At 38.3% G+C, this 25,101-nt stretch carries 31 protein-coding genes and 1 tRNA gene; 10 read left to right on the forward strand and 22 right to left on the reverse strand.

The genetic code is table 11. The annotated features are described in order from the left end of the window. Positions 1-17: 17 nt before the first annotated feature. From DV415_RS00855 to DV415_RS00925, 15 genes are all read right to left on the reverse strand, one after another. Positions 18-1,241 carry an MFS transporter gene (locus DV415_RS00855; protein ID WP_118790377.1) on the reverse strand — a complete coding sequence of 408 codons (1,224 nt, stop codon included), beginning with the start codon at positions 1,239-1,241 and terminating at the stop codon, positions 18-20. A 342-nt stretch (positions 1,242-1,583) separates the two neighbouring features. Beyond that, the gene (locus DV415_RS00860; protein ID WP_012054909.1) at positions 1,584-1,874 is read right to left on the reverse strand and encodes a type II toxin-antitoxin system RelE family toxin; all 291 of its coding nucleotides are present in this window, start codon (positions 1,872-1,874) and stop codon (positions 1,584-1,586) included. Further along, positions 1,864-2,118 (reverse strand): type II toxin-antitoxin system Phd/YefM family antitoxin, encoded by a 255-nt coding sequence (locus DV415_RS00865; RefSeq protein WP_032823666.1) that lies wholly within the window; start codon positions 2,116-2,118, stop codon positions 1,864-1,866. The genes DV415_RS00860 and DV415_RS00865 overlap by 11 nt, the downstream gene beginning before the upstream one ends. Before the next feature lie 496 nt (positions 2,119-2,614). After that, positions 2,615-4,822, reverse strand: coding sequence for a DUF927 domain-containing protein (locus DV415_RS00870; protein WP_118790378.1), 2,208 nt, complete (start codon positions 4,820-4,822; stop codon positions 2,615-2,617). Positions 4,823-4,831: 9 nt separating this feature from the next. Continuing rightward, positions 4,832-5,110, reverse strand: coding sequence for a hypothetical protein (locus DV415_RS00875; protein WP_118790379.1), 279 nt, complete (start codon positions 5,108-5,110; stop codon positions 4,832-4,834). An 8-nt stretch (positions 5,111-5,118) separates the two neighbouring features. Next, entirely contained in the window at positions 5,119-5,343 is a 225-nt protein-coding gene (locus DV415_RS00880) for a hypothetical protein (RefSeq protein WP_118790380.1), read from the reverse strand. Continuing rightward, the gene (locus DV415_RS00885) at positions 5,340-5,579 is read right to left on the reverse strand and encodes a hypothetical protein (RefSeq protein WP_105886806.1); all 240 of its coding nucleotides are present in this window, start codon (positions 5,577-5,579) and stop codon (positions 5,340-5,342) included. Before DV415_RS00885 ends, DV415_RS00880 begins: the two co-directional genes overlap by 4 nt. Beyond that, the gene (locus tag DV415_RS00890) at positions 5,572-6,168 is read right to left on the reverse strand and encodes an ash family protein (RefSeq protein ID WP_118790381.1); all 597 of its coding nucleotides are present in this window, start codon (positions 6,166-6,168) and stop codon (positions 5,572-5,574) included. The genes DV415_RS00885 and DV415_RS00890 overlap by 8 nt, the downstream gene beginning before the upstream one ends. Before the next feature lie 59 nt (positions 6,169-6,227). Beyond that, positions 6,228-6,446: a transposase gene (locus DV415_RS00895; protein ID WP_118790382.1), complete on the reverse strand. Its 219-nt coding sequence runs from the start codon at positions 6,444-6,446 to the stop codon at positions 6,228-6,230. Then, complete coding sequence (locus tag DV415_RS00900; RefSeq protein WP_032823658.1) at positions 6,427-6,642, reverse strand: helix-turn-helix transcriptional regulator; 216 nt, start codon at positions 6,640-6,642, stop codon at positions 6,427-6,429. The genes DV415_RS00895 and DV415_RS00900 overlap by 20 nt, the downstream gene beginning before the upstream one ends. Positions 6,643-6,684: 42 nt before the next feature. Then, positions 6,685-6,912, reverse strand: coding sequence for a hypothetical protein (locus DV415_RS00905; RefSeq protein ID WP_118790383.1), 228 nt, complete (start codon positions 6,910-6,912; stop codon positions 6,685-6,687). Beyond that, on the reverse strand, positions 6,905-7,903 hold the full coding sequence (locus DV415_RS00910) for a phage major capsid protein, P2 family (protein ID WP_192879061.1): 999 nt from the start codon (positions 7,901-7,903) through the stop codon (positions 6,905-6,907). Before DV415_RS00910 ends, DV415_RS00905 begins: the two co-directional genes overlap by 8 nt. Positions 7,904-8,259: 356 nt before the next feature. Further along, positions 8,260-9,468: a hypothetical protein gene (locus tag DV415_RS00915; protein ID WP_118790385.1), complete on the reverse strand. Its 1,209-nt coding sequence runs from the start codon at positions 9,466-9,468 to the stop codon at positions 8,260-8,262. A 139-nt stretch (positions 9,469-9,607) separates the two neighbouring features. Continuing rightward, the gene (locus DV415_RS00920) at positions 9,608-10,309 is read right to left on the reverse strand and encodes a hypothetical protein (protein WP_118790386.1); all 702 of its coding nucleotides are present in this window, start codon (positions 10,307-10,309) and stop codon (positions 9,608-9,610) included. 1 nt (position 10,310) lies between these two features. After that, complete coding sequence (locus DV415_RS00925) at positions 10,311-10,526, reverse strand: helix-turn-helix transcriptional regulator (protein WP_118790387.1); 216 nt, start codon at positions 10,524-10,526, stop codon at positions 10,311-10,313. 474 nt (positions 10,527-11,000) lie between these two features. Between DV415_RS00925 and DV415_RS00930 the strand changes: the two genes are divergently transcribed. After that, a complete protein-coding gene (locus DV415_RS00930) occupies positions 11,001-11,246 on the forward strand; it encodes an ogr/Delta-like zinc finger family protein (protein ID WP_118790388.1) in 246 nt (81 codons plus the stop codon). Here DV415_RS00930 and DV415_RS00935 read toward each other — a convergent pair. Next, entirely contained in the window at positions 11,235-12,437 is a 1,203-nt protein-coding gene (locus tag DV415_RS00935; RefSeq protein ID WP_118790389.1) for a tyrosine-type recombinase/integrase, read from the reverse strand. The genes DV415_RS00930 and DV415_RS00935 overlap by 12 nt on opposite strands. Positions 12,438-12,646: 209 nt before the next feature. Beyond that, a tRNA-Ser gene (locus DV415_RS00940) sits at positions 12,647-12,736 on the reverse strand. A gap of 123 nt (positions 12,737-12,859) precedes the next feature. Here DV415_RS00940 and dauA point away from each other — a divergent pair. From dauA to dusC, 5 genes are all read left to right on the forward strand, one after another. Further along, the gene (gene dauA, locus DV415_RS00945; protein ID WP_118791483.1) at positions 12,860-14,602 is read left to right on the forward strand and encodes a C4-dicarboxylic acid transporter DauA; all 1,743 of its coding nucleotides are present in this window, start codon (positions 12,860-12,862) and stop codon (positions 14,600-14,602) included. Between the two features lie 69 nt (positions 14,603-14,671). Continuing rightward, complete coding sequence (gene rph, locus DV415_RS00950) at positions 14,672-15,388, forward strand: ribonuclease PH (protein ID WP_118791484.1); 717 nt, start codon at positions 14,672-14,674, stop codon at positions 15,386-15,388. A 23-nt stretch (positions 15,389-15,411) separates the two neighbouring features. Continuing rightward, entirely contained in the window at positions 15,412-16,053 is a 642-nt protein-coding gene (gene pyrE, locus DV415_RS00955; RefSeq protein ID WP_118790390.1) for an orotate phosphoribosyltransferase, read from the forward strand. A gap of 78 nt (positions 16,054-16,131) precedes the next feature. Then, positions 16,132-16,998, forward strand: a complete 867-nt coding sequence (gene djlA, locus DV415_RS00960) for a co-chaperone DjlA (RefSeq protein WP_118790391.1) — start codon at positions 16,132-16,134, stop codon at positions 16,996-16,998. Beyond that, positions 16,998-17,930: a tRNA dihydrouridine(16) synthase DusC gene (dusC, locus tag DV415_RS00965; RefSeq protein ID WP_118794378.1), complete on the forward strand. Its 933-nt coding sequence runs from the start codon at positions 16,998-17,000 to the stop codon at positions 17,928-17,930. The genes djlA and dusC overlap by 1 nt, the downstream gene beginning before the upstream one ends. Positions 17,931-17,970: 40 nt before the next feature. On the opposite strand, the gene rpoH is transcribed toward dusC, so the two are convergent. From rpoH to plsY, 5 genes are all read right to left on the reverse strand, one after another. After that, positions 17,971-18,816, reverse strand: coding sequence for an RNA polymerase sigma factor RpoH (gene rpoH / locus DV415_RS00970; RefSeq protein WP_118794379.1), 846 nt, complete (start codon positions 18,814-18,816; stop codon positions 17,971-17,973). Positions 18,817-18,953: 137 nt separating this feature from the next. Next, positions 18,954-19,265, reverse strand: coding sequence for a DUF2322 family protein (locus tag DV415_RS00975; protein ID WP_118794380.1), 312 nt, complete (start codon positions 19,263-19,265; stop codon positions 18,954-18,956). A gap of 25 nt (positions 19,266-19,290) precedes the next feature. After that, complete coding sequence (gene murB / locus DV415_RS00980) at positions 19,291-20,316, reverse strand: UDP-N-acetylmuramate dehydrogenase (RefSeq protein ID WP_118794381.1); 1,026 nt, start codon at positions 20,314-20,316, stop codon at positions 19,291-19,293. 75 nt (positions 20,317-20,391) lie between these two features. Then, positions 20,392-22,095, reverse strand: a complete 1,704-nt coding sequence (gene narQ, locus DV415_RS00985) for a nitrate/nitrite two-component system sensor histidine kinase NarQ (RefSeq protein ID WP_118793743.1) — start codon at positions 22,093-22,095, stop codon at positions 20,392-20,394. Between the two features lie 41 nt (positions 22,096-22,136). Next, on the reverse strand, positions 22,137-22,736 hold the full coding sequence (gene plsY, locus DV415_RS00990) for a glycerol-3-phosphate 1-O-acyltransferase PlsY (protein WP_118793742.1): 600 nt from the start codon (positions 22,734-22,736) through the stop codon (positions 22,137-22,139). Positions 22,737-22,818: 82 nt separating this feature from the next. Between plsY and folB the strand changes: the two genes are divergently transcribed. The 4 genes from folB to DV415_RS01010 all read left to right on the forward strand — a co-directional run bounded on the left by folB (position 22,819) and on the right by DV415_RS01010 (position 25,086). After that, entirely contained in the window at positions 22,819-23,175 is a 357-nt protein-coding gene (gene folB, locus DV415_RS00995) for a dihydroneopterin aldolase (protein WP_118793741.1), read from the forward strand. An 87-nt stretch (positions 23,176-23,262) separates the two neighbouring features. After that, entirely contained in the window at positions 23,263-23,835 is a 573-nt protein-coding gene (gene sodC, locus DV415_RS01000; protein WP_005626862.1) for a superoxide dismutase family protein, read from the forward strand. 91 nt (positions 23,836-23,926) lie between these two features. Then, the gene (locus tag DV415_RS01005) at positions 23,927-24,280 is read left to right on the forward strand and encodes a helix-turn-helix domain-containing protein (protein WP_118794382.1); all 354 of its coding nucleotides are present in this window, start codon (positions 23,927-23,929) and stop codon (positions 24,278-24,280) included. Continuing rightward, positions 24,268-25,086 (forward strand): IS3 family transposase, encoded by an 819-nt coding sequence (locus DV415_RS01010; RefSeq protein ID WP_239990898.1) that lies wholly within the window; start codon positions 24,268-24,270, stop codon positions 25,084-25,086. Before DV415_RS01005 ends, DV415_RS01010 begins: the two co-directional genes overlap by 13 nt. Positions 25,087-25,101 lie beyond the last annotated feature (15 nt).

Here is a 25,101-nt window from a genome sequence, read left to right on the forward strand (position 1 = left end):
TTATCTTTTATATTTTCTTAGTCTAAGGCTTTACCTTTTAATTCAGGGATTAAGAAAATTGTCGCTAACATATCAATTACGTAGATAATCGCAAGTAGGGCGATGGCAGTTTGGAAAGAGTAGGCGAGTACAACTGCGCCCACAACCACAGGTCCAAATCCCCCTACGGCACGACCAATATTGAAAAGTACGTTTTGTGCGGTTGCTCGAGCTTCTGTTGGGTAGGCTTCTGCCATTAATGCACCGTAACCGCCCATCATTCCGTTCACAAACATACCTAAAAATGCCCCTGCAAGAAGCATGATGTCAGGATCGGTAAGTTGTGAGTAAACCACGATACTTATCACTGCGCCTAATTGGAAAAGTAAGAAACTTGGTTTGCGTCCGATGCGGTCGGCGAGTTGTCCGAAAATCCAAATTCCAGCCATCATACCGCAGACAGTAACAGCTGTCCAAAGCCCAGATTTAGTTAAGCTGAATCCAAGTTGTTTTGATAAGAAATTAGGTAACCAAATCATAATGCCGTAATAACCGAAGTTTTGTACGGAAGTGAGTACGACGATACCAATGCTGATTTTGCTCGTAGCTTTGTCTTTAATCAGAAGCTGAAATGAACGTAATTTATCAGTAAAGCTGGATTGAGTTGAAAGTGCGGTTTGTTTTTGAGTGAAAATTTCAGGTTCATGTAAATGAGAACGTAAGAACCAAGCGACAAATGCAGGGAAGATACCCACCAAGAACATTCCACGCCAGCCAATATGCGGGAGCAATAATGGTGTAAGTAATGCGGCACCTAACACACCAGCTTGCCAACCTAATGCAACATAAGATGCTGCTTTAGCTCGGTGGTGTGCTGGCCATGCTTCTGCTGCTAGAGCCATCCCAATTCCAAATTCACCGCCTAAGCCAATGCCAGCAATTGTGCGGTAAATCAGTAAATCCCAATAACCTTGTGCAATCGCACATAACCCAGTAAATACCGCAAAAAGAAGAATGGTCCAAGTCAGTACGCGTACACGACCGTATTTATCGCTTAATGCGCCAAATAAAATACCGCCAAATACGGCACCAATAAGCGTCCATGTCACGAGAGAGCCACCTTGTGCGGGTGTTAGATTTAAGTCTGCGGAAATTGCACTAAGCATGAAACCTAAAATGAGAAGATCGAAACCGTCCATTGCATAGCCGACGGCAGAGCCAATTAAAGCTTTCCAGCCATAACTGTTTACTTTGTTTGTCATGATGTGTCCTTTTGTTACTCGCGGGTAACATTTAAAGTGAAAAGAAAGGTGATTAAAAATCGGTGGCTAGTTTACTGCATTGATGAAAAAATTCAATGAGCGTAATAACAAAAATAATTAGAATAAAAAAACTGAATTTGAAGAAGAAAGAAAAGGGGAATGATTAGGGAATAAAATTAGGATGGCGGTGAGAAAGAACAACAATTTTTAACGCTTATGCCTTGATTTTACTGGGGTTTAGTCGTGATCGCTTATGTTTACTGGGATCTAAACAGGGATCAAAGATAGGGTGCAATGTAAATTAATTTGTGATTAATAACAAGTAATATCATTAAATATAGATTAATTTAATCTATCCCGTGCAGCGGTGTAAACTTCAGCGCGTTCACGCTTGCCAACGGCAAGAACATAAACGATAACTTTATCTTCAATAACTTCATAAACTAAACGATAACCTACCGAGCGAAGTTTTATTTTATAAAACACACCAGAAAAGCCAGAAAGCCGATCTGCGGGCACGTGTGGATTTTCTAAGCGTTCTAATAACTTTTTCTTAAATTGGTTTTTTATGGTATCGCCAAGTTTATCCCATTCTTTCTTTGCCTTTGGGCTAAATGTCAGTTTATAAGTCATTAATATCAACCTCAATAAAACCGCCCTCAGCTTTTCGCTCTTCTGCAATGCGTACTAGTTCTGCATCTTCGATTAACTCTTGCATATAAGCGAACATTTCAGGCGTAAGACAATAAAAAGCTGGTTGGTTACGATTCAATATAGCAATCACGCCATTTTCACTTTCTCGCATTACGCCCATAGGGTTTCGTTTTAGATCGGTAATGCTTGCAGCCTGCTCTGTTAGTATTTGATGAATGGCCATAAATATCCTCTTTTTGTTGTTAGTTCTTCTGAATCGTAACACTTTAAAAGAGTTTTTAAAAGATTTCTAGAATGCCTTTATTGATGGGTATTGGTTTTTTAAATTATTTTTTTCTGTTGGTGCGTTTTTTTTACAGGAATTACAGGAATTACAGGAATTTTTTAATTTTTATGAAAAAAATCTTTATTTATTAATAGGTTGAGGGTTTGAAAAAATTCCTGTGATTATTTTTTAAACAGGAATTTTTTAGGAATTTTACAGGAATTTTTTAAGGCTGTTTTTTGTACAATAGGAACAAAAAGAGCAAAAATAGGAATTTTTACCCACTGAATAGGAATTTTTAGATAGGTAATAGGAATTTTTTATTATTATAAGTTATTGATTTATAAAGATATGTGATATTTTATTCCTGTGATTCCTATAAAAATCCTATCTTTTGGCAGAAAAATTCTTTTAAAACATAAAAAAAGCAAGGTAGCGAACCTTGCTTTAATTTTTATTCGGTTTTTTCTGAATCACTTTCATCATCTGAAAATGGCATCACTTTATAAGCCCTAACCGTTTTGCCTATATACTTTTTCGATATTTTGAAAATGTATTCATTATAGCCATTCTCGGGCTTTTTCGGTTTTTTTAATAACCCTGATGAAAAAAGTATGCTGTGCGCCATATTTTTAGGGAATCCCTCAATAATTTCATCAAAAATTTTAGGATAAATGAAATAATGCTCTTCTTCCTTTTTCGCTTCATTGGCCAACACTCTAACACCTGATACTTTAATCGGTGTTCTTGCATTAGGATCCGCTGGATATTCAATGAAACTTGCTTCATTGACTAATAGCCAATCGGTCAAAATTCTGATTAAACTTGTTTCTTCTCGGCTATTTTCGCCAAATTCTTCTTTCCAGTTGAGAAAGTTTTTTAAAATGGCTTGTGCGCTTTCTTCTTCCGTCCATTGGGTTAAGTCTTTGGCTAAATACAGTGCGGTTTCTAGCACGGCGAAACGGTCGCCCGCTACACGTTGCACTTGTCCGCTCATATTATTAGATAAATCTAACCATTTTTGGCGAATTATCTTATAGGTGCTTTTCACTGCATCCGCATTGTTAGAAAGAAAGGCTATCCATTCGCGCCCAATTACGCCAAAACATTCTTGCACTTTTTCGTTTAAATGGTCGGCGTGCGCTTTATTATTGGGAAAGTTGTGTAAATGCTTTGCTTCCTCAAGCGGCACATTTAAAAGCCGTACTAATTGCCCTGCGTGCACCTTTGCGCCCTGCTGTCTTAGCTGGGTTTCTAAATCTTTTTCCCCTGTCGAAAGTGCGGATACTTTCCAGCGTTTTATTTGTCGGTTTCCGCCCTCTTTTTCGCCTCTGATTTTGTCCGTTTCATTAAACAAATCATAGGCGATAGTCTCTAGATTCTTTCCGTCTTTGGCTTGTCCGATTTCGTCTAGAGTAATAAAGCCGTCATTGCGTGCAGCTGCTTCATTTTTTACGCCTGTTGCGGTGGTGCTCCAGCTTAATTTTATTTTTTCGGGGTTGCCGTAAATACTGTTGGCAATATTTAGGGTTGTGCTTTTTCCCTTTGAACTTTCCGCGAATAAATGCACGCCAAAAGATTCCCGCCCTAAAAGTGAAAGCATAGGTGCAGCTAACGCAACCGCTACGCCAATCATCATTGAGGCGTTACCACGTACATTTTGCGCAATTTCTCGCTGCCAATCTGCAAGCGTGCCGCTTGTCGTATAGCCGAGGCTTGAACTGCTTCGGTCGGTAAAATAGATCGGTTTAAGTGGCGTGCCAATAATTTCCCCATTCGGTAATAAATACGCCCCATTTAGCCAGCCTGTCACATTTGTGATAGTCCACTGTGTGAAATGGTCGCCGTTAAAGTGAAAGTGCTCGGTAAGGCGTTGTGTTAAGCCTGAGCCTTGTGTCATTTTCAAGCCTTGTGCTTTCAGCATCTTCCAGCCTGAATCTGTGCCAAAATCTTCACGGGCGATAGCAACGGTGCGCGGTTTATTTTCATCTCGGTTTTGCCATTGAAAAAGATAGTAATATTCGCCGCCTTGCGTTTTCCCCTCGCCAACCAGTGCCAAATCATCACAAATCCATGTCATATTCTCTTTAATGATTTCGCCAGTATCATTATCAACTTTAGGCTTGATGTAATGTAACCCTTTAATTTTGCCGTTTTCTCGATACTCTACATAAGGCTCACGTTTTGGCGCATCTGGTTTATCCATATATTCCACGCGCATTTCTGCTAAATTTCGGGATTCTGCACTATTGCGTAAATCTTCTAAACGGTGGCTTAATTCTTCCAAATTATCGCCTAGATTATCGGCGAAAAACACTTTTTTAACTTTGCTATTTGTCGCCAGAGCCAGTAATAGCGCGTTTTCTTGGTCGCTTGTCACGTTGCCAAAACGGTAAAATGTCACGGCGTGCACATCATCTTTTAAAATCTGATAATCGCCAGCATTTGCCAACTTCTCCGCATCTAAAATTATCGGCTTATAATCACGCTCAAGCCCTAATTTATCGCGCAATAAACTCCATTCAAGGCCATTGCCTTTATCTTTACCAAATCCCCAAGCATTCCAGGCTTTATTGCCAATTAATGCGTGAATATGCTCAAAGGCTACGCGCCCTTGTTCGTCAAAGTGCGGTGCTTTTGGTGGGTGTTTTTTATAGCTCATCTTTTCCCCCTATGCCTTATTCCGATTCTTAAAAAACTCGATAACCTCTGCCGCGCGGTATTTTTTCGGGGCGCGTGGACGTGAGTCGCCTAACGTTGTGGGAAAACCAGGCAATTTAATTAAGGTTTGAATCACATAACCATAAGAAACTTTTGCATAAGCAGCTATATCGAGTGGTGTCCATATCTGATCTGCTTGCGCATATTGATTTTCTATTGCTTGCACACGGGCTTTCAGGCTCTCCAATTCATTTAATAAAAATTCGGTGGTTTCTGTTTGCTTTTCCATATTTCCCCCTAGCGTTGTTTCCGTCTTGCCTGTTTTTGGTGCGCGCGGCGTTTTTTCTTACGCTGTATTGACTTGTGTTTAATATGTTCATCAAGTTTCATTTTGCGTTGCGCTTTCTGTTCTGCCTCGCACCATAATGCTTGAACATCTAAATCAGTTTGGCCCACTTCATCGGCATTAGTGAAAATTTCAATAATCGTGCCGTCTGGTAAGGTGATTTTATGCGTCATCATTTCGCGCCCCCTTGTGATTGAGGCTGTTTTTGAGGAAAGCATTCATCTAATTTCTGTTGAATATGCGCACACTGTAAGGCATAAAAATGCGACATATTCAGCATAAATCCCTTTAATTCGCTCTCATCTTTCAAATAAAAAGTTGCGCCAACCATTTCTAAACAGGTGTTCAACGTATCAAATCGGGTTATTTCGCTTTGAATTTCATCAATTAAATGAAGGGATAGATTACGCATAAATCCCCCCTTTCATCGCTAAAGTGCGGTTAAATTTCGGGTTGATTTTTGCAACGGTGACGAGGTGGCGAAAATCAGCGTTAAGGCTTAATCTTGCGCTTTCTTCGGCGTTGGCGTGAATAGTTTGAATGCACAAATTAAAGTGCGGGTGTGTGCGATTAACGCATAGAAATTTATAGATCATTTCTGCGGTGTCCATTGATAAATTTTCAAGAACTACCGCTAGACTTGTCACGGTCGGGCGGTAGCACGTAACAGGGTGACAAACTGCTATCAATGGAAAACAGCCAACCGCTAAGGGTTGCCCATTACGCGCTACCATTGAGAATAGTCTATCAAAAGATAGATTATTTTGGATAGGTGCGTAAATGCTACGAACAAAAAAAGCACGAGTTAAAAATGGCGTGCTACTGTTCGCCATTGATAAATTCAGCTTGTCACGGCTGGCTCTCGATTTTGCGAGTGCGGGATTAATATAGTTTAATCTCGTTTTATCTGTCAAGCCATTTTGTAAAAATGGTTTATTTTTACGTGTAAAAAGGTTGCACGCTACCGCATTAAACGGTAGATTGTCGTTTAAATAGTTCATTGAATTATTCGCTTTAAATTGTCGTTATAGGGAACGGGCTTATCTTTCGAGGTAAGCCCTTATTTTTTGGGTGGGCGGTCTTGCGCCCATTGGTGTGGCTGTTCAATTGGCTGGAATTGCGCAAATTGCCCTTGTTCAAATCCTGCTTTATAAACGCCTTTCAATTCGCAATGAGAGCAATAAACATAAGCTATCGTTACCGTTGCGCACGGTCGCACAGAAGAACGAATTTGTAACGCTTTACCACATTCAGGGCAATTAAGCCGTAAGCCCGCCATGCTGCGCCTCTTGTTTGCGGTTTGGGTTTTGTTTATCTAACCAGGCTTGTACATCTTCACGCGCCCATCGGTTGGTTCTGTCGTATTTTAACGGCTTCGGAAAATCGCCACGCTTCATCATGTAATAAATCTTTGTGCGCTTGGCAATGCCCATTTCTTCAAGCTCTTGAATCGTCAATAAGGTTTTTAATGTCATATTCTTTCCTTTTATTTAAGTGCGGAATTGACCGCACTTTATTTATTTAATCAGGGTTTTGCCTACATTATCTTTTTCCATATATTCCATCAGAACAAAATAGAACGTTCTTTTTTCATTATGGTTGAGTTCGTCATATCTCGGTAAAATTGAGCTATGTAACGGAATTTTCTCTTGTAAAAGTTCACGCGCAATTTCATTAATAAAACGGCGTTGCGTTGAAATTGGCAAGCGGGATAACTCGGTCATTACAGATAAGGCTTTATTCATTTTCAAATACCACGTTTTTATGCTCGATTGCCGTCATTAAATTGAGGTTTTCTACAACATAGCACTCTTGGCGATAGTAGGCGTTAATATAGTCGCCCGTGTTTTCTTCGTTATAAATAGAGCGGTGACAGCTTGTTTTTTGTGTATAAATACTTAAATTTTTAAGCGTGGTAACCACGGCGCATTTTTTCGGGAATTGCGGCGGAATAATGCTAGGCATACCGCCAAAATAATTTGATAAATAAAGATTATTCATGCCGTTATTTTCAGAATAAAGGTATGCACCTTTAATGTTGGCATTGGCTTTAGAGGCTAATTCAGCCCCTACAAGAAATACAAGATCATTGCGTTCTTGATATTCTGCTGGCAATTTATTGCGCAATGCAGTCGCTAATTCATCTAAATTTTTGTAGTCGGCTTTTTCAGTAAATAAGACAATTTTGCCCGTACTTTTTCCGCCCGTAATGATATTCGCTGGGTTTTGTTCTTTCAGTTGTGCCAGCCAGCCTTTTGTAACATCTGATAAATCTTCGGCTTGTGTGTTTACCGCTTGGCTTTCACCATGCCAGCCTATTTTCAGCATATCTAAAATAAACTGGTTTTCCGTCAACCGAGTGAAAAGCTCTTCAAAGTTTTCTTGAGTGACTTCAAGCTCATCAATTAAACGCCAGTTAATTTGCACGCCGCTATCTATCTCGCAAGTTTTGTAAGTTTCGCCATATTCCATAATAGAGCGATTTCGCCCCTCTTGTTTGCGTCCTGTTGTTGTGCCTTTTAATGCACCTAAGAATTTTTTTCCTTCAACGTTTTTGACCGGGAGCCAGTTAACTTCCCCTAAAAAATCAGAGCGCGCCTTAAAATCTGTCATTAGACTTTGTAGGGCTTTCTCATTTAGTGTGATAGATAGAACAACGTCAGACTGTTTGCTTGGTTGACCTTGATATTTTGTCACAAGTTGGCTTGCATATTGCTTTATTTGAGAATCTTTCATTTTGTTATTCCTCTTGAATAAGTAAGTGTGCATATGTACTGAGCAATCTTCATTAACGTTCACCTTTGTCTATGTTTGATTGCGGAAAGTATTGTAGGAAAAGAATAAAAAAGAAGTTGGCAAATACCAAAAAAGGGAACGAAATACCAAATAAATTTGTAACCTATTGATTTTTAAAAGGGTGAAAAGTGAAAAATAGAGAAGTTGGTAAGTGGTTAAAAAATAGACTTGAAATAACTATGGGTAAAAAAAATCTCCTGTGCTGGGAACATATAGGAGATTTTGTATTAAACCCTTAACCATTCATCAATAAGGATAATAATGAATAACTGCATTATTCTAGGTATAATCTTTGATTATTTATCTTCTATTTCTTTTAGGCTATTTCGTAAATATTTTCTGATTGTGCTATCACCAATTTTTTCATCTAGAAAATCATTAGGATTTTCCTCAATGATGGTTAGAATTTCTTTGCTAATTTCATTAGGGGAGATTCTTTTTTTAGGAGAGGTAAATACCCGTTTTTTATTGTGCATTTTATCAATGACTAATAATAAGCCTTTAATAATCGTTTGATGACTTGATAACATCTTATCTCTTTCTATTAGGACTGATTTATTTTTATGTTTTATCAGTTCTTTATTCTTTTCTTCTAGTGCTAGGATTTCTTGATTTTTTGAATCAATTATTGAATATAATAATGCGTTATCATCTTTAAGTTTCCCTATTTCTTGTGTGATTTTTTCTGGTATTTGTGGCGGTCTTGTGTCTAGAATAGAAAGTAGATTTAGATCTTTTCTGATTTTTTCAATATCATCTTTTGAAATATAGAGGTCCTTAAGCGGTGCTATTTTTAGCTTATCTAAATAGTTAGGAATGAAAATATTAATTAAAGACGTTTTATAACCATCTTCTGTATCCTCGTTCCCTGTGATCTCATAATGGCTACAAAGTTCTAACTCAGGTAATAAATGTTCTATAATAACCCGCACTTTTTCTGGAATCATTTCCGGTTTTAATAAGAATCCTAAATTTATTCGCCTTTGAGGGATTTTAAAGTAACCGCTATAAAAGCAATCTTCCAATATATGAATTTCTTGCTCTTCCCATAGATTTATCTTTTCTTTTTTATTTGTATATAGATTAGTTGAGGTTTTTTCTGACGGTTTTTTATAGAATAGTTTATTATTTGTTATTCCTGATATGTTATGGAATGTATTTTTCTCACTGTATAATGAAGTATAATCTTCTTTAATATAATCCTTTCTATTAAATTGAAATAAACCATCATTCATCTTTTCCATTCTTTTATCAGAGTGAAACAGCGTTGATTTATTTAGTTGATCTCTACTATGTCTAGCACTGATTTCAGTTTTTTTAAAGGTGCTACTTGCAATTCTTATTTCGTTTTCATCTTTTTTTACCGATAAAAACAAAGAGATTTTTTTATTTTCAAAAAAATCTAAAATATCAATAATTGAGAGTTTTTTATCGTGTTCTCGTTTGAAGTTAGAAATAAATTGCTCAATAGTGAGAAAGTCTTGTTCCGCTGAATACAATCCCATAATCATGCCCTCTACTGTGTTTTTATATAGTATAAAGATAGCATATCATAAGTATTCTGAATAGTCTCAAGCCGTCTAAATTCGTCCCAAATAGTTCAAAATGGCATAAAAAAAGCCCTGTTTTTAACAGGGCTACGGCTTAGTATTGATTTAGTTTATTGTTCAGTTCTTCTAAATGTTTATTTCTCTGAAATGAACTGCAGCTAGGAATCGGGATAGATAGTTTAACTTCTGGCGATATAACGCCTAGATCCTGTACATTTGAACCCGCATTAATACGAGGTCTTAGTAGTTTTATTAATTCATCAATAAAAATATCGCGAATATTGCTATCCGTTGAATATTTAAAAACATCTGCATATCTTCCGCCTTTATCAAAAATAGTAAGTATTCGGCTTAATTCTTCTGCTATACCGCCTGAAATAAATTCATTGAGTAACTCATCGCCAATAAGTGAAAAACATTTGCGGGCAGACTCGTTACATATTTTTAGGTGTTGTTCGTATTCCGTCATCAAAAGAATTTCTAATTGAATTTCGAATTTTTCAACCACTTTTCTAATTGTGTCGATTTTACGGGTGTTTTTACTGATTCGTTCTGAAAGTTCATCAAAGCCATCAAAATTAATCTCGCCAGTGTCGCTAACTTGAAGATTGTCTATTTCTTTCTGTGCTTCTTGGTTATCGCTTTCTAAGGCTTCAATGAGTTTTTTATTGCGCGATATGTTTTCTTTAATTGATAAGGCTTTATCTTGTATTTCGTAGAATACTTGATTGCTAACGTTTAAATTGCCGATCAGTTGTTCTAATTCGGCTTGCTTATCTTGGTTTTGTAGTTTCATTCTACTTCTCCTTTTGGTTACGTTTTTCTATCTGTGCTTGCATCCACGCATTTACTTCGCTTTCAAGCCATACGATGTTATTTTTGTTTAGTTGAATGCTTCTGGGAAAATCGCCAGCATTCATTTTTCGATAAATGCTTGATCGTCCTAGCCCCGTTTTATTTATCACTTCGGGTAATTTTATGAAGCGTTCCGCCTGTGGCATTTTTTCATTCATAAATATTTTCCTTATAAAAATTGGATTCCTAGGAATCTCAATACATCCCATTGGATAGGCAAAAAATAAAAGATTAGTGATAGATTGAATAGAAAGTTTGTTTGTGAAATTAGAATCCACAAAAAGAGAATAAAAAGTAACCATTTCAACCAGGGCCCACGGAAATTTTCCACGGAAAATTCAACGTCACGGAAAATCCACTTCCTCCCCCGCCGAATTTGCGTTAAAAATTGAAGAAATTACAGTTAATTTTCAGTCTTTAAAATTGCGTAAAGCCTTGCTATATCTAGCTTTGGATGCTTATTTATTGAATTTTCTTAACTGTAAAAATTACACATTTTTTCAGTGTTTTTCAGTTAAGGAAAAAGTGATATATTAAGAAGTGAAATGTAAATATCTGATTTATAATATTTTTTTAAATTTTCCGTGAGAGAATTAATAAGAAAAGTATTTCAGTTAAGGAAGCGTGAAAAAATGATTTTTTGTAAAATCTGTGGTTATAAGGCAGTGATTAATAGAAGCAAAAGAGAACATAAAGAATATACTAAGCTTTATTGCACCTGTAAAAATAAGGATTGTGCACATAAATTCGTCATACACTTAATCTTTAGTCACACAACAAAGCCTAGCAAACTAGAAGAACAGAATTATTTTAAATATATCATCACGAACCTGCCTGACGATAAAAAACAAGAGCTTCGTTCAATGTTAAGTGCGTAACGCCTTTATTTTGCATTCCTCCACATAATCCCCCCACGTCTGCATAATCTCTTGTCTAGAACGCCATTTTTTCGATTTATCGTAAGCCGCGCGCACTTTCCCCCGATTTTCGTGAGATAAACATAACTCAATAGCTTCAGAAGAAAATCGATCTAATTCATGTAAATAAGTGCTTGCTATACTGCGTAAACCGTGAGCAACTAACAACCCCTTAAATCCCATACGCTTTAAAGCAACATTTGCCGCACCGCTATTCATCGGGCGATTATAAGGTGCAATGCGTGAACAAAACACATATTTACGATTGCCATTATAACGGCGCATTTGCTCTAATATATTCAAAGCCTGTCGAGAAAGTGGAACACTATGGGAACGCTTACCGCCTTTCATTCGTTCAGCGGGAATATGTAGAGCTTTCGCATCCCAATCAATATCTGCCCATTCAATACTAACGGCCTCTGAACTGCGTAAAATGCTTAATAATTGCCATTCGATTAAAAGTGCGGTTGGTTTTTCTAAATTTGCCCCTTGCATCACTTCAAATAAGCGGGGTAATTCTTCTGGTGCAAGTGTCGGATGATTTTTAGTTTCCACATAAGTAAACTCATCATGAATTTTTCTAAACGGATTCTTAACTATTAAATCTTCATCCTCTGCCATTCTGAAAATCTGATTTATTGCAATGTTTATCTTATAAAGCGTATTTGAGTTTTTAAGCGGCAATAATACGGGTTCAAAGGTTTTATAACTCGCTTGCTCAATAGGTAAGTCTGCTATTTTCGGAAATAAATGCAATTCCACGCGGCGGAAAGCATCATTGACTGTTTCGGGTTTAAGTTTTCCCAATTTTAAACGCTTATCACGCCATCTAATCGCCATTTCTGCAAAGGTTATTTTCTTTTCTTCTATATTAGAAGAGTTTCGATATTCTAGCGGGTCAATGTTACGTAAAATCAGTCCACGATATTCTGTAGCTATTTCCCTGGCGTATGCAAGAGATAAATCAGGAAATGCACCAAGACTAATTTTTCTGTGCTTCTTATGCCATTTATAGGCAAAGTACCAAATTTTAGTGCCATTAGGTTTTATTCTTATATAAAGCCCGTTTCCATCAGATTTAATATATTCTTTGGAAATCGGTTTAAGGTTTTGTAAAGTGGTATTTGTCAGTGGTTTAACAATCTTGCTCATAAGTCATCATCTCATAAAATAAAATGTATGACTTTTTAGATCCCTCGAAAAAAGCCCTAAACAGTGAGGGATCTAAACTGGGATCTAAAAAGTGCGGTTATAAGCAATCAGAAATAAACAGTAGTAAATATTTGTGAACGATAACTTATTGAAATATCAATAGTTTGTTATCGAATATGAACGTTGGTGAACGTTAATGAATTGGTTCGTGGCGGTGAGAAAGGGATTCGAACCCTTGATGCAGTTTCCCACATACACGCTTTCCAGGCGTGCTCCTTCAACCACTCGGACATCTCACCGTAAAAGGTGCGCAAACTATAAAGATTTGCTCCAGTTTAGTCAAGTTTTTTGCGCTAGAACATAAAAAACTTTTAAAAGTTTCGCTAGAATAACCGCACTTTATTTATCGTTTGTAGTTTTTTATGCATATTAAAGCGTTATTTTCTAAAAATGTTTTTTTAGCCGTAAAACCCTTTAGCGCGCTGAAAGATTCCTTTCGTTTTGGTTATTCGAAAAAATCGCTGATTCGCGACATTATTTCAGGGTTGACCGTGGGGGTGATTGCAATTCCGCTTTCCATGGCTTTAGCTATTGCAAGTGGTGTGCCGCCACAACATGGTCTTTATACGGCAATTATTGCGGGTATCGTTATCGCGCTGACTGGTGGTTCTCGCTTTAATATATCTGGGCCTACGGCCGCTTTTGTTGTGATTCTTTACCCAGTTACTCAACAATTTGGACTAAGTGGTCTTTTGATGGCAACGTTGCTTTCGGGGCTCATTTTAGTTTTGATGGCGTTATTTCGTCTAGGGCGTTTAATTGAATATATTCCGTTGCCCGTAACCTTAGGTTTTACTTGTGGGATTGGCATTACTATTGGTACTTTGCAGATTAAGGATTTTTTGGGGCTTTCCATAGAAAAAATGCCGGCGCATTATCTCGCAAAAATCCAAACAATTTTTACCGCACTTCCTACGATAAATTGGGCGAATGCAGTGGTTGGTGTTGTAACCCTATTAGTCCTAACTCAATGGCATAAATTGCGTTTGGCTGTGCCAGGACATCTACCTGCCGTGATTATTGGTACAATTTTAGCTCTAGCATTACAGCATTTTGGTTTTGAGGTGTCGACGATTGGATCTGCATTCCAATATACTTTGCCTGATGGTTCGATTGGTCATGGAATACCTAATGTATTGCCAGATTTTTCTCTGCCGTGGAATATTCCTGATGCGCAAGGTCAATTAATTCATTGGGATTTTAATAGTTTACAAGCGTTGTTACCTGCTGCTTTTTCAATGGCGGTATTGGGCGCAATAGAATCACTTCTTTGTGCAGTGATTTTAGATAATATGACAGATACTAAACATCACTCTAATAACGAGTTATTAGCACAAGGCTTGGGGAATATCATTTCTCCGTTTTTTGGTGGGATTACGGCAACAGCTGCGATTGCTCGTTCTGCGGCTAATGTGAAATCAGGGGCAGTATCGCCAATATCGAGTGTCGTGCACGCAATACTTGTTTTATTCGCTTTACTTTTGTTTTCACAAGCCCTTTCTTATTTGCCTTTGTCATCTATGGCTGCTTTGTTGTTGGTGGTGGCGTGGAATATGGCAAGTGTGCACGATATTATTCACCTTACTCGCCGTTCAGGCAAAAATGAAATGGCGGTGTTGCTGACTTGTCTTATTTTGACTGTATTGTTTGATATGGTGATTGCGATTAGTGTGGGTGTGTTGCTTGCAAGTCTCTTGTTTATTCGGACGATTGCTGAGATGACAAAAGCAATTGAACACAATGCGCCTGAAGATTTGGATGATGTTTTGGTTTACCGAATTAGCGGTCCGCTTTTCTTTGCTGCAGCGGATAAATTGTTTGCGGATTTGCATGATAGAACGGTTCATACCGATCATGAAATCAGACATATTGTGCTGCAATGTGATGCAGTGACAGTGCTTGATGCTGGTGGAATTCATGCGCTTACTCGATTTGTTCAACATATGTTGCCGCATCAACAACTTTACTTGTGCAATATGCAATTCCAGCCGTTGAGAATGTTAGTTAAATCTAATTCTTCGCCAGATATTCAAAAAATTAATTTTGCGGCAGATTTAAACGAAACTTTCCATAAAATTCGTGACTTTGAAAAAACTACCCAATAATGAAAACTAAAGCGTGCTAGAATAGTGCGCTTTTTTATTACATCGTTCTAAATCTATCAAGGAATAATTATGCGTCCAAATAATCGAGAAAATAATCAACCCCGCCAAATTCAAATTACCCGTAATTACACCAAGCACGCTGAAGGTTCCGTGCTTGTTGAATTTGGTGATACCAAAGTGCTTTGTACTGCAACAGTGGAAGATGCTGTACCACGTTTCTTAAAAGGACAAGGGCAAGGCTGGGTCACGGCTGAATATGGAATGTTGCCACGTTCAACTCATAGTCGTATGCAACGTGAAGCGGCTAAAGGTAAACAAGGTGGGCGCACAATGGAAATTCAACGCTTAATTGCCCGCTCTTTGCGCGCAATGGTGGATCTCAAAGCTCTTGGTGAACGTGCGATTACTTTAGATTGCGATGTTATTCAAGCAGATGGCGGCACACGTACCGCATCCATTACTGGTGCTGCTGTCGCATTATGTGATGCGATCAATGGTTTAATTGAGAATGGCACGTTAAAAACTAATCCAATTAAAGGATTGGTTTCAGCAATTTCTGTAGGGATTGTTGAGGGGCAAGCCGTTTGTGATTTGGAATATGTGGAAGATTCTGCAGCAGAAACAGATATGAATGTTGTGATGATGGAAGATGGTCGAATGATTGAGGTGCAAGGCACTGCAGAAGGCGAGCCATTTAGCCATGAAGAATTATTAACATTATTAGATTTAGCGAAACAAGGCTGTAATCAAATTTTTATCGCTCAACGCGAAGCGCTAGGCTTATAAACACAGTTTATAGGGGTTAAAAAATGGAACAATATAAACGCGATTTTATCGAATTTGCTTTAAGCAGAAATGTATTGAAATTCGGCGAGTTTACTTTGAAATCAGGGCGTAAAAGCCCGTATTTCTTCAATGCGGGTTTGTTCAATACGGGGGCAGATTTAGCGCGTTTAGGCGAGTTCTATGCTGCGGCAATTCAGGTAAGTGCGGTAGATTTTGATGTTGTTTTTGGCCCTGCTTACAAAGGTATTCCAATTGGCACTTCAGTTTCGGTGGCATTATTTAATCGTTATGGTATTGATAAACCCGTGTGTTTTAATCGCAAAGAAGTGAAAGATCACGGAGAGGGCGGCAATTTAATTGGTAGCCCATTGCAAGGAAAAATTTTGCTTGTGGATGACGTGATTACGGCTGGCACTGCGATCCGTGAATCTATGGAATTAATCAGTGCAAATAAGGCAGAGCTTGCGACGGTATTAATCGCCTTAAACCGTAAGGAGCGAGGAAAAGGCGAGCTTTCTGCAATTCAAGAAGTAGAACGTGATTATCAATGCCAAGTGCTATCAATCATTGATTTAGATGATTTGATGCAATTTATCGAACAAGATCCTCGATATAGTAGCCATTTGTCAGAAATGCGTGCTTATCGTGCTGAATTTGGCGTATAAAACTTGAGAAATAAATTTTTGTCATCATTATAAATAACATTATAAAAATAACCGCACTTTGACTTAACAGGGGAAAGAATGGGATTTATTGGAAAAATTATAGGCGTATTTTTAGGTTGGAAAGTTGGTGGATTTTTTGGTGCGATTGCTGGGCTTATTTTAGGTTCTATTGCAGATAAAAAATTGTATGAGCTTGGCTCGGTAAGTTCCAGTTTCTTTAAAAAGAAAACAACGCGTCAAGACTTGTTTATGCAAACTACCTTTGCGGTGTTAGGACATTTAAGTAAATCGAAAGGGCGCGTAACAGAAGAAGATATTCAATTAGCGAATCAATTAATGATTCAGCTTAAATTGGATGATGCGGGGCGTAAATTAGCGCAAGATGCGTTTCGTCGTGGTAAAGAATCTGATTTCCCAATTCGCCAAGTTATCCGTGAATTTCGCATTGGTTGTGGGCAACGTGCTGATTTATTGCGAATGTTCTTACAAGTGCAAGTTCAAGCGGCTTTTGCCGATTCAGAACTTCACGAAAATGAGAAAGAAGTGCTTTATGTAATTGCTGAAGAACTTGGTCTTTCTCGTATGCAATTTGAACAAATGATTGCGATGGAAATGGCTGCTAGAGCTTTTACTCAAGGTGGTTTTTATCATCAATATCAACAAGGTGCCTATCAAGGTGGCTACCAATATCAGCAACAAAATAGTGGTGGTTACCAACATGCTTCTGGCCCAACTTTAAATGATGCTTATAAAGTATTGGGTGTGACTGAGTCCGATGAGCAAAACACGGTTAAGCGCGCTTATCGTCGTTTAATGAATGAACACCATCCAGATAAACTCGTGGCTAAAGGTTTACCGCCAGAAATGATGGAAATGGCAAAAGAAAAAACTCAACAGATTCAAGCTGCTTACGATTTAATTTGTAAAGCAAAAGGCTGGAAATAGTGCGTGTTATTCTTGCGCCTATGCAAGGGGTTTTAGATCCCTTTGTACGCCAACTTCTCACCGAAGTAAATGACTACGATTTATGTATAACAGAATTTGTCCGAGTAGTTGATCAACTTCTTCCTGAAAAAGTATTTTATCGTTTATGCCCTGAATTAAAAAATCAGGGCTTTACTTCTTCTGGCACGCCTGTGCGAGTACAGTTGCTTGGGCAGCATCCAGAATGCCTTGCTGAAAATGCAATTCGTGCGATCGATCTTGGTTCTCATGGCATTGATTTAAATTGTGGTTGCCCCTCTAAAACAGTAAATGGCAGTAATGGTGGTGCAGCATTATTGAAACAGCCTGAATTGATTTATCGTGCCACTCAAGCCTTACGCCAAGTCGTGCCCAATGAGTTTCCTGTTAGTGTAAAAGTGCGGTTAGGTTGGGATGATATTTCTCAAGCCTTTGAAATCGCTGATGCGGTAGAGCAAGGGGGCGCAACCGAAATTACAGTTCATGGACGCACAAAAGCCGATGGTTATCGTGCTGATCGAATTAATTGGAAAAAAATTGGTGAAGTCCGAGAGCGTTTATCCATTCCTGTTATTGCTAACGGAGAAATTTGGCATTGGCAAGATGGGCAAGACTGCTTATCTCAAACAGGTTGTCAAGATTTAATGGTGGGACGAGGTGCGTTGAATATTCCGAATTTAAGCCATGTGCTGAAATCAAATGCAGAAAAAATGCCTTGGCGTGAGATTCAAAAAATCTTGCAAAAATATGCTAATGTTGAAAATGAATATGACAGCGGTTTTTACCATGTGGCACGAATTAAACAATGGTTACGTTATTTGAATAAAGAATATGATGAAGCGAACCAAGTGTTTGATAAGATTAAGACTTGCCAAACTGCTGAAGATTTGAAATTACGTTTAAATGATAAATAAAAAAACCTGCTAATCAGCAGGTTTTCTTTTTCTAAATTATTTAAAAACTCACCGCACTTTTTAATTTTTTCAGTGCATTGGTTTCTAATTGACGAATACGTTCAGCAGAGACATTATATTTTGCCGCTAAGTCGTGCAATGTAGCTTTGTTATCATCTAACCAACGAGCTTTGATAATATCCTGACTACGCGCATCTAGGCTTTGTAGCGCTGCACCTAATTGCTCGGTTGCTTGACTTTCAAAGTTTTCATTTTCAAGCTCCGCTGCGAAATTAGAACTTTTGTCTTCCAAATAAAGGGCTGGAGAATAGGTCTCTGTTTCTGCATCATCAGTGGGTAAATCAAAACCTACATCTGCACCGCTCATACGCGATTCCATTTCGATCACATCTTCTTTGGAAACACCCAATTCATTTGCCACGATATCAACTTCATTTTCATTAAACCAACCTAAACGTTGTTTAGTTTTGCGTAGGTTGAAAAATAATTTGCGTTGAGCTTTCGTGGTTGCGACTTTTACGATACGCCAGTTACGAAGAACATATTCGTGAATCTCTGCTTTAATCCAATGCACGGCGAATGACACCAAACGTACCCCAACTTCAGGGTTAAAACGTTTAACAGCTTTCATTAAGCCGATATTGCCTTCTTGGATTAAGTCAGCTTGAGGCAAACCATAGCCAGAATAGCCACGCGCAACATGGATCACGAAACGAAGATGCGACAAAATGAGTTTTTTCGCTGCATCTAAATCCTCGTGATAATACAAACGTTCTGCCAATTCCTTTTCTTCCTCTGCGGTCAGCATCGGATATTCATTTGCCGCACGAATATAACCTTCGATACTGCCTTGAGGAACTAACATTATTTGTGTTTCTTTATCCATCGTTTCCCTTCTTTATTTTGGCTTTTGCCAATCAATGAGCCTAGTTATAGCACAATAAGCTATCTTATTGAACCAATTTGTTAATAAGACAGGTTTTATCAATTAAAAGTTCAATTATTCTAAATAATTCTGATTAATTAGCAAAGTGGAATGAGGGTTAAATTAAGATTTTCATCAACCACTTTAAATAGCAAATCAATATTCGGATGCTTGCCTGGATTCGCTTTTGCATCTTCGACGTGTTCTGCAAACCATTCAACACCTTGTTGTGCGGAAGTGCGGTTTAATTTCCCGTTAAATTTTTCAGCTAACGCATTATAAAGGCGCATTGATCCTAATTTACCTGGTATGGCTGGAATGTTGTGGATAATCGTTTCACCATCCATCACATTTAAACCGGTTAAATGATCGATTGTGGGTAAGGTTTCTAAAATTTCTTTAAAGCTCATGGTTTATTTCCTTAATCTATATAAATTATGCGATAGTTTGTTCGCTATTTACTTCGCCAGTTTTGCCGATAAATCGTACTTCAGGCTGTAAATATACACCAAATTTTTCTGCAACAGTTTGGCGAACATGATGGGCGAGTTTGACTACGTCTTGTCCTGTCGCCCCGCTTTTGTTAATTAACACTAATGCTTGTTTTTCATGAACGGCAGCGCCGCCAATTTGAAAACCTTTAAGATTGCATTGATCAATCAGCCAGCCTGCCGCTAATTTCACTGAGCCATCTGCTTGCGGAAAGTGCGGTAGATTTTCGTGATGTTTTTTGATTTCCTCAAAATGTTCTGAACTGACAACGGGATTTTTAAAGAAACTCCCCGCATTACCAAATTCATTTGGATTAGGTAATTTGCTTTGACGGATATGACAGACTTCATCAAAAATTTGTTTAGCGGTGACTGTTTTTGGATCGAACTCTACAAGCGAGCCATATTTTAGAATAGGCTGCCAATTTTTTGTGAGGTTTAATCCAACCGCTGTAATCACATAACCTTGTTGATAACGATGTTTGAAAATACTTTCACGATAACCAAATTCACATTGTTCTACATCGAGTCGGAAGGTTTCATTTGTATTTAAATTAAGCACATCTACATAATCGCACACATCTTTAAATTCAACGCCATAAGCACCGATATTTTGAATGGGCGCAGAGCCTGCACAGCCAGGAATCAGAGCCAGATTTTCTAATCCATAAATACCATTGTTAATAGACCATTCCACCAATTCATGCCAATTTTCACCGCCATTCACATGCAGGTAGTGAAAATTAGAATCTTGCTGGTGAGTAATGCCCATTAAACGATTTAAAATCACCACTCCATTAAAATCATCTAGAAATAGTATATTACTGCCTTGACCTAGAAAAAGTGCGGGTAAATTTTCCGCTTTTGAATGAGCCCATGCTTGTTGTAGTTGTTCAATGCTATGCGCTTCGATAATTTCGCGAGCATTAGCATGAATATGGAAAGTGTGAAAAGGTTGTAAATTTTGCATTTAAAATACCATTGTAGGGTGCATAAAAAATTTATCTTTTATACCAGTTGCTATGAATAATTATATCCACCGTAATCAACATAATGCGTGTGGAAGCGTGATTTTTACCTGTGTACCGCCTTGTTCGCGACGGATGATGTTAAATTCTGCGTTAAGTTGACGACTACGTTCAGTCATAATATTTAACCCATAATGACCTTCAGGCTCTTCAAGGTCTTGAATTCCGATACCATTATCTTCAACTAAAATTTCGTATTCGCCTTCTGCATTAATTTTGGCGCTAATTTCAATTGCTGTGCCTTGAGAATGTTTGATCGCATTGGTGGTGGCTTCGCGTACAATTTGTAGCACATGAACCAGTTGTTGTGGATTCAAACTTTGTGATGGCAATTGGCAATTAACGTTCATTTGCATCGTTGTTTGTGAACGTAATGAATCAATCACTTGTTCTAGCGCAAGCTGTAAATTGGCTTCTTGTATAGTTAAACGGAAAGTGGCTAAAAGCTCGCGTAATTGTGCATATCCACTAGAAAGAGCCTGTTCAAAATCACGAATAATGACCAAACTTTGTTCTTTGGATGAATCGCCTTCTTTTTTCAAGTTATGTTTAAGTAATGTAAGCTGGATCTGTAAAAATGATAGCACTTGAGCCAACGAGTCATGCAATTCTCGTGCGATAATTGACCGCTCTTCCATCAATAAGAGCTGTTCTTGTTGGCGTAAACTTTTTTGGAAATAAAGGGCTCGCCCAAGCATTTGAGCAAGGTTTTGCATCATTCTCGGGTCGGGACAAGGCAATCCTGCTTGCCAAGAGAGTACGCCGAATTCTTCGTTATCGACAGAAAGTGTCTCAGTTTGCAACGAGCAGTCTAAATCTTGAGTACCAAAAGCAATATCCCAATGCTCTGCACCCATAACTTCAACTTTGATATATTTCAAATTCTCGCTGACCAGAATGTGATCGAGCACTTGGCTTAATACTTTATCATTGATTGTGTTGGCATTAAGAATTTGAGAACTTTGATAAAGGGTCGTCAAAGAGCGGTTGGTTTGGCGTAACTTTTGTGTTTTTTCGTTTACTGTTTCTTCCAAACGTGAATAAAGCTGCCCAAGCTCCGTGGACATTTGTGTGAAGATACGCGCTAATGTACCGAGTTCATTTTGTTTCGTTGTATCTAGAGGAATGTGATTGAATTGACGCATTTGCACTTGCATACTGGCTTTCGTCATTAAGTGCAGTGGTTTTACGACTTCCCGCTGTGTGTACCAAATTACATAAGACACCATGAGTAAAATTAACCACATCGCGAAAAAAAGTACCGATACGCCCAAAATCCATTTTTGTTCACTAAAACGTTGTAGCTCAAACACAAAATAATCAACATCTGCCACATAGTCAGTGAGCTGATTACTATAGTTTTTTACATCGTGTTGGCGGGCATATTTTTCCATGTTCGTCCAACGTTGCAAAATGTTTTGATAGGAATGTTTTAATACATTCGGTGTGAAAAATTGATTTTGAACTTCCAATAAAGCAGATGAATGAAGGCTTATATGATAACGACGTAAGTTCGTTTCCACACTGTCTGGTTGTTCTTGCATTTCATAGAGCAGGCGATAACTTTGCATCCGCAAAGAACCTGAAATATTAATGGCTTCTGCGTCATATTTATTACTGCTCATAATTGCCAAACTTAGCGAGCTAATCACACCAGCAACGATAAGAATGATAAATAAATATTTAGCAATACGGGTGGAAACGGAACTTTTAGTATGCACAGGAAACTCCAGTGGAAATTTAGAAAAGTGCGGTGAATTTTTTATTTCTTTTTAAATTTAGCCCAAACTTTATCTTCTTGACCGCGCCATAAACGTTGAACGTTATCGTGATGACGATAAATTAATAGACAACAGACTAAGGCAACGGGAAAAGTAAATTCAGGTTTAAACCACCACACATAAAAAGGCACAAGTAAAGCAGAAATAACCGCACTTAATGAAGAATAGCCACTAACAAGAAAAACAAAGATCCACGTACCAAACATTGAACCTGCAACAGTCCAAGAAATTGGTGCGATTGCCCCAAAGGCAGTTGCAACACCTTTGCCACCTTTAAATTGGAAGAAAATGGGGAAAATATGCCCTAAACAAGCACCAAGTGCGACCATCCCTAATTCAAATTGGGTTAAACCTAAATAATAACCTGCCCATACAGGAATCATCCCTTTTAACATATCAAAAATAAGCACCGCCAACGCAGACTTACGATTTCCAATACGTAATACATTCGTTGCACCAGGGTTGTGTGAGCCATTTTGACGTGGATCGGGCAATCCAGTAAGGCGACAAATTAAAATCGCACTGGAAATTGAGCCTAAAAGATAGGCAAAAAGCATATAAAAAAGGGCGAAAAGGCTCATTTTACACTCCAGCAAGAAAAACTGTTCGTTATTTTACCCAAAGTTGATAGCATACGCCTACAATAATTTTAGAGGAAACCTTATGGATCGTATTTTTATTGAAGAATTGACTGTTTTTGCACAAATCGGTGTATATGATTGGGAACAGCAAATTAAACAAAAACTTGAGTTTGATTTGGAAATGGCGTGGGATTGTAAACAAGCAGCAGAAACGGATGATGTTGAATATTGTTTAAATTATGCTGAAGTGAGCCAAGTGATAATTGATTATGTGGAAAGTAAACCTTTCTTGTTGATTGAGCGAGTAGCTTATGAAGTGGCTGATTTGCTTGAGTCAAGTTATCAACTTCAAGGATTAAAAATTAAACTGAGTAAACCGAAAGCCGTCGCGCAAGCTCGAAATGTTGGCGTATTGATTGTACGTGGATGTTTAAAATAATGTAAAATTTTCGTAAAAACTTATCGGCTTTTAAAACAAAATTGACTAAAATAGTCGTGAGTTTTTACTGCAATAAAGGAGATTGCAATGAATATGAAAACCTTATTAGCACTAGCGGTTAGTGCGGTATGTTCAGTTGGTGTTGCGCAAGCACATGAGCATAATCACGATCACAATATGGCACCAAAAGGTGCTTCTATTGAAGTGAAAGTGCAACAACTTGATCCAGTAAATGGTAACAAAGATGTGGGTACTGTGACTATTACTGAATCTAACTATGGTCTTGTGTTTACCCCTAATTTACAAGGATTAAGCGAAGGTTTACATGGTTTCCACATCCATGAAAACCCAAGCTGTGAGCCAAAAGAAAAAGAGGGTAAATTGACAGCTGGTTTAGGCGCTGGTGGTCACTGGGATCCTAAAGGCGCAAAACAACATGGTTACCCATGGCAAGATGATGCACACTTAGGTGATTTACCTGCATTAACTGTATTACATGATGGCACTGCAACTAATCCTGTTTTAGCACCACGTCTTAAACATTTAGATGATGTTCGCGGTCACTCTATTATGATCCATGCTGGTGGTGATAATCACTCCGATCATCCAGCTCCACTTGGCGGTGGCGGCCCACGTATGGCATGTGGCGTGATTAAATAATTCGATTGTTCGAAACGAAAAGTGCGGTGAATTTTGATCTGCACCCCAAAAGTTGGACTAAACAAACCAACAATTGAGGTGCAGATTTTTTATGGGTAGACACTACACAATCGAATTTAAATTACAGGTTCTTCAACCTATTCTGAATCGAAAAATGAGTATTAGAGAAGCCGCGCGTTTTTACAATATTCCTTCCAACGCCTTAGTCGGGACATGGTTGAAACGGTTTGAAAAAAGTGGCATAAAAGGACTGATTCCCCGCAAACCATCAGGACTACCGCCGATGAAACCCAAATATGCCAGAATGCCACCGCCACCCAAAACTGAAGAAGAGCGTTTACGTTTGAGAATTTTACAGCTTGAAGCGGAGGTAGCCTACCTAAAGGAGTTGAGAAGGCTCAGACTTCAGGACGAAGCCGAGCAACAGAAATTATCCAAAGGTTAAGAACCCGCTATCCGTTAAAATGGCTTTTAGGCTTTGCACAGTTAGCGCGTAGTACGTTTTTTGCTAAACTTCAGATTAAACTAGATAAGGATGAGCCTCTGAAAAAGGCCATTCAACGCATCAAAGCCAATCATCCTGATTATGGCTACCGACGTGTTCATGCCTGTTTGCCAGGCGTGAATCATAAAAAAGTCCAACGTTTAATGCAGGCACTTGGGCTCCAAGTGCGGTCAAGAAAAAGCAAGAAATTTACCACCTATCGAGGCACGATAGGGGTGATTGCACCGAATCATCTTGAACGTGATTTTAGTGCAACGGCCCCGAAACAAAAATGGGTAACTGATATCACCGAGTTTAAGGCGAAAGATGGAAGTAAAGTCTATTTATCCCCAATTTTAGACTTATTTAACAATGAGATAGTCTCCTATAATCTCAGCTATTCCCCAAACTGGGCACAAGTAGAGGACATGTTAATGCAAGCTGTCAAAGGATTAAACAAAGCTTGTGGTGTCATTTTACATTCAGACCAGGGATGGCAATATCAAATGGTAGCTTATCGTCGAATCTTGGCTGAACATGGCATCATTCAAAGTATGTCAAGAAAAGGGAATTGCTTGGACAATGCCGCGATGGAAAGTTTCTTTGGGCGATTAAAAACGGAATGTTTTTATGGTCGGGAATTTAACAGTAGAGAGGAGATAGTTGATGCCGTCAGGGATTATTTGGATTACTATAACCACCGACGGATTCAACTAAAATTAAAAGGACTGAGTCCGATACAATACCGAAAACAATCCTTTAAATAACAGTCTAACTTTTTG

The sequence above is a fragment of the Haemophilus haemolyticus genome (genome assembly GCF_003490595.1).
GTDB lineage: Bacteria > Pseudomonadota > Gammaproteobacteria > Enterobacterales > Pasteurellaceae > Haemophilus > Haemophilus haemolyticus_L.

Bases quoted from the DNA above. Each gene is read 5' to 3' on its own strand.
- murB (WP_118794381.1), bottom strand. From the start codon at position 20,316: ATGCAAAATTTACAACCTTTTCACACTTTCCATATTCATGCTAATGCT.
- DV415_RS00855 (WP_118790377.1), bottom strand. From the start codon at position 1,241: ATGACAAACAAAGTAAACAGTTATGGCTGGAAAGCTTTAATTGGCTCT.
- DV415_RS00915 (WP_118790385.1), bottom strand. From the start codon at position 9,468: ATGGGATTGTATTCAGCGGAACAAGACTTTCTCACTATTGAGCAATTT.
- plsY (WP_118793742.1), bottom strand. From the start codon at position 22,736: ATGAGCCTTTTCGCCCTTTTTTATATGCTTTTTGCCTATCTTTTAGGC.
- DV415_RS01005 (WP_118794382.1), top strand. From the start codon at position 23,927: ATGGGTAGACACTACACAATCGAATTTAAATTACAGGTTCTTCAACCT.
- DV415_RS00880 (WP_118790380.1), bottom strand. From the start codon at position 5,343: ATGATGACGCATAAAATCACCTTACCAGACGGCACGATTATTGAAATT.
- DV415_RS00930 (WP_118790388.1), top strand. From the start codon at position 11,001: ATGATTTTTTGTAAAATCTGTGGTTATAAGGCAGTGATTAATAGAAGC.
- folB (WP_118793741.1), top strand. From the start codon at position 22,819: ATGGATCGTATTTTTATTGAAGAATTGACTGTTTTTGCACAAATCGGT.
- rpoH (WP_118794379.1), bottom strand. From the start codon at position 18,816: ATGGATAAAGAAACACAAATAATGTTAGTTCCTCAAGGCAGTATCGAA.
- DV415_RS00925 (WP_118790387.1), bottom strand. From the start codon at position 10,526: ATGAATGAAAAAATGCCACAGGCGGAACGCTTCATAAAATTACCCGAA.
- DV415_RS00910 (WP_192879061.1), bottom strand. From the start codon at position 7,903: ATGAAAGATTCTCAAATAAAGCAATATGCAAGCCAACTTGTGACAAAA.
- DV415_RS00865 (WP_032823666.1), bottom strand. From the start codon at position 2,118: ATGGCCATTCATCAAATACTAACAGAGCAGGCTGCAAGCATTACCGAT.
- pyrE (WP_118790390.1), top strand. From the start codon at position 15,412: ATGGAACAATATAAACGCGATTTTATCGAATTTGCTTTAAGCAGAAAT.
- DV415_RS00860 (WP_012054909.1), bottom strand. From the start codon at position 1,874: ATGACTTATAAACTGACATTTAGCCCAAAGGCAAAGAAAGAATGGGAT.
- rph (WP_118791484.1), top strand. From the start codon at position 14,672: ATGCGTCCAAATAATCGAGAAAATAATCAACCCCGCCAAATTCAAATT.
- DV415_RS00875 (WP_118790379.1), bottom strand. From the start codon at position 5,110: ATGGAAAAGCAAACAGAAACCACCGAATTTTTATTAAATGAATTGGAG.
- sodC (WP_005626862.1), top strand. From the start codon at position 23,263: ATGAATATGAAAACCTTATTAGCACTAGCGGTTAGTGCGGTATGTTCA.
- DV415_RS00895 (WP_118790382.1), bottom strand. From the start codon at position 6,446: ATGGCGGGCTTACGGCTTAATTGCCCTGAATGTGGTAAAGCGTTACAA.
- DV415_RS00935 (WP_118790389.1), bottom strand. From the start codon at position 12,437: ATGAGCAAGATTGTTAAACCACTGACAAATACCACTTTACAAAACCTT.
- DV415_RS00885 (WP_105886806.1), bottom strand. From the start codon at position 5,579: ATGCGTAATCTATCCCTTCATTTAATTGATGAAATTCAAAGCGAAATA.
- DV415_RS00905 (WP_118790383.1), bottom strand. From the start codon at position 6,912: ATGAATAAAGCCTTATCTGTAATGACCGAGTTATCCCGCTTGCCAATT.
- DV415_RS00890 (WP_118790381.1), bottom strand. From the start codon at position 6,168: ATGAACTATTTAAACGACAATCTACCGTTTAATGCGGTAGCGTGCAAC.
- djlA (WP_118790391.1), top strand. From the start codon at position 16,132: ATGGGATTTATTGGAAAAATTATAGGCGTATTTTTAGGTTGGAAAGTT.
- DV415_RS00975 (WP_118794380.1), bottom strand. From the start codon at position 19,265: ATGAGCTTTAAAGAAATTTTAGAAACCTTACCCACAATCGATCATTTA.
- dauA (WP_118791483.1), top strand. From the start codon at position 12,860: ATGCATATTAAAGCGTTATTTTCTAAAAATGTTTTTTTAGCCGTAAAA.
- DV415_RS00870 (WP_118790378.1), bottom strand. From the start codon at position 4,822: ATGAGCTATAAAAAACACCCACCAAAAGCACCGCACTTTGACGAACAA.
- DV415_RS00920 (WP_118790386.1), bottom strand. From the start codon at position 10,309: ATGAAACTACAAAACCAAGATAAGCAAGCCGAATTAGAACAACTGATC.
- DV415_RS00900 (WP_032823658.1), bottom strand. From the start codon at position 6,642: ATGACATTAAAAACCTTATTGACGATTCAAGAGCTTGAAGAAATGGGC.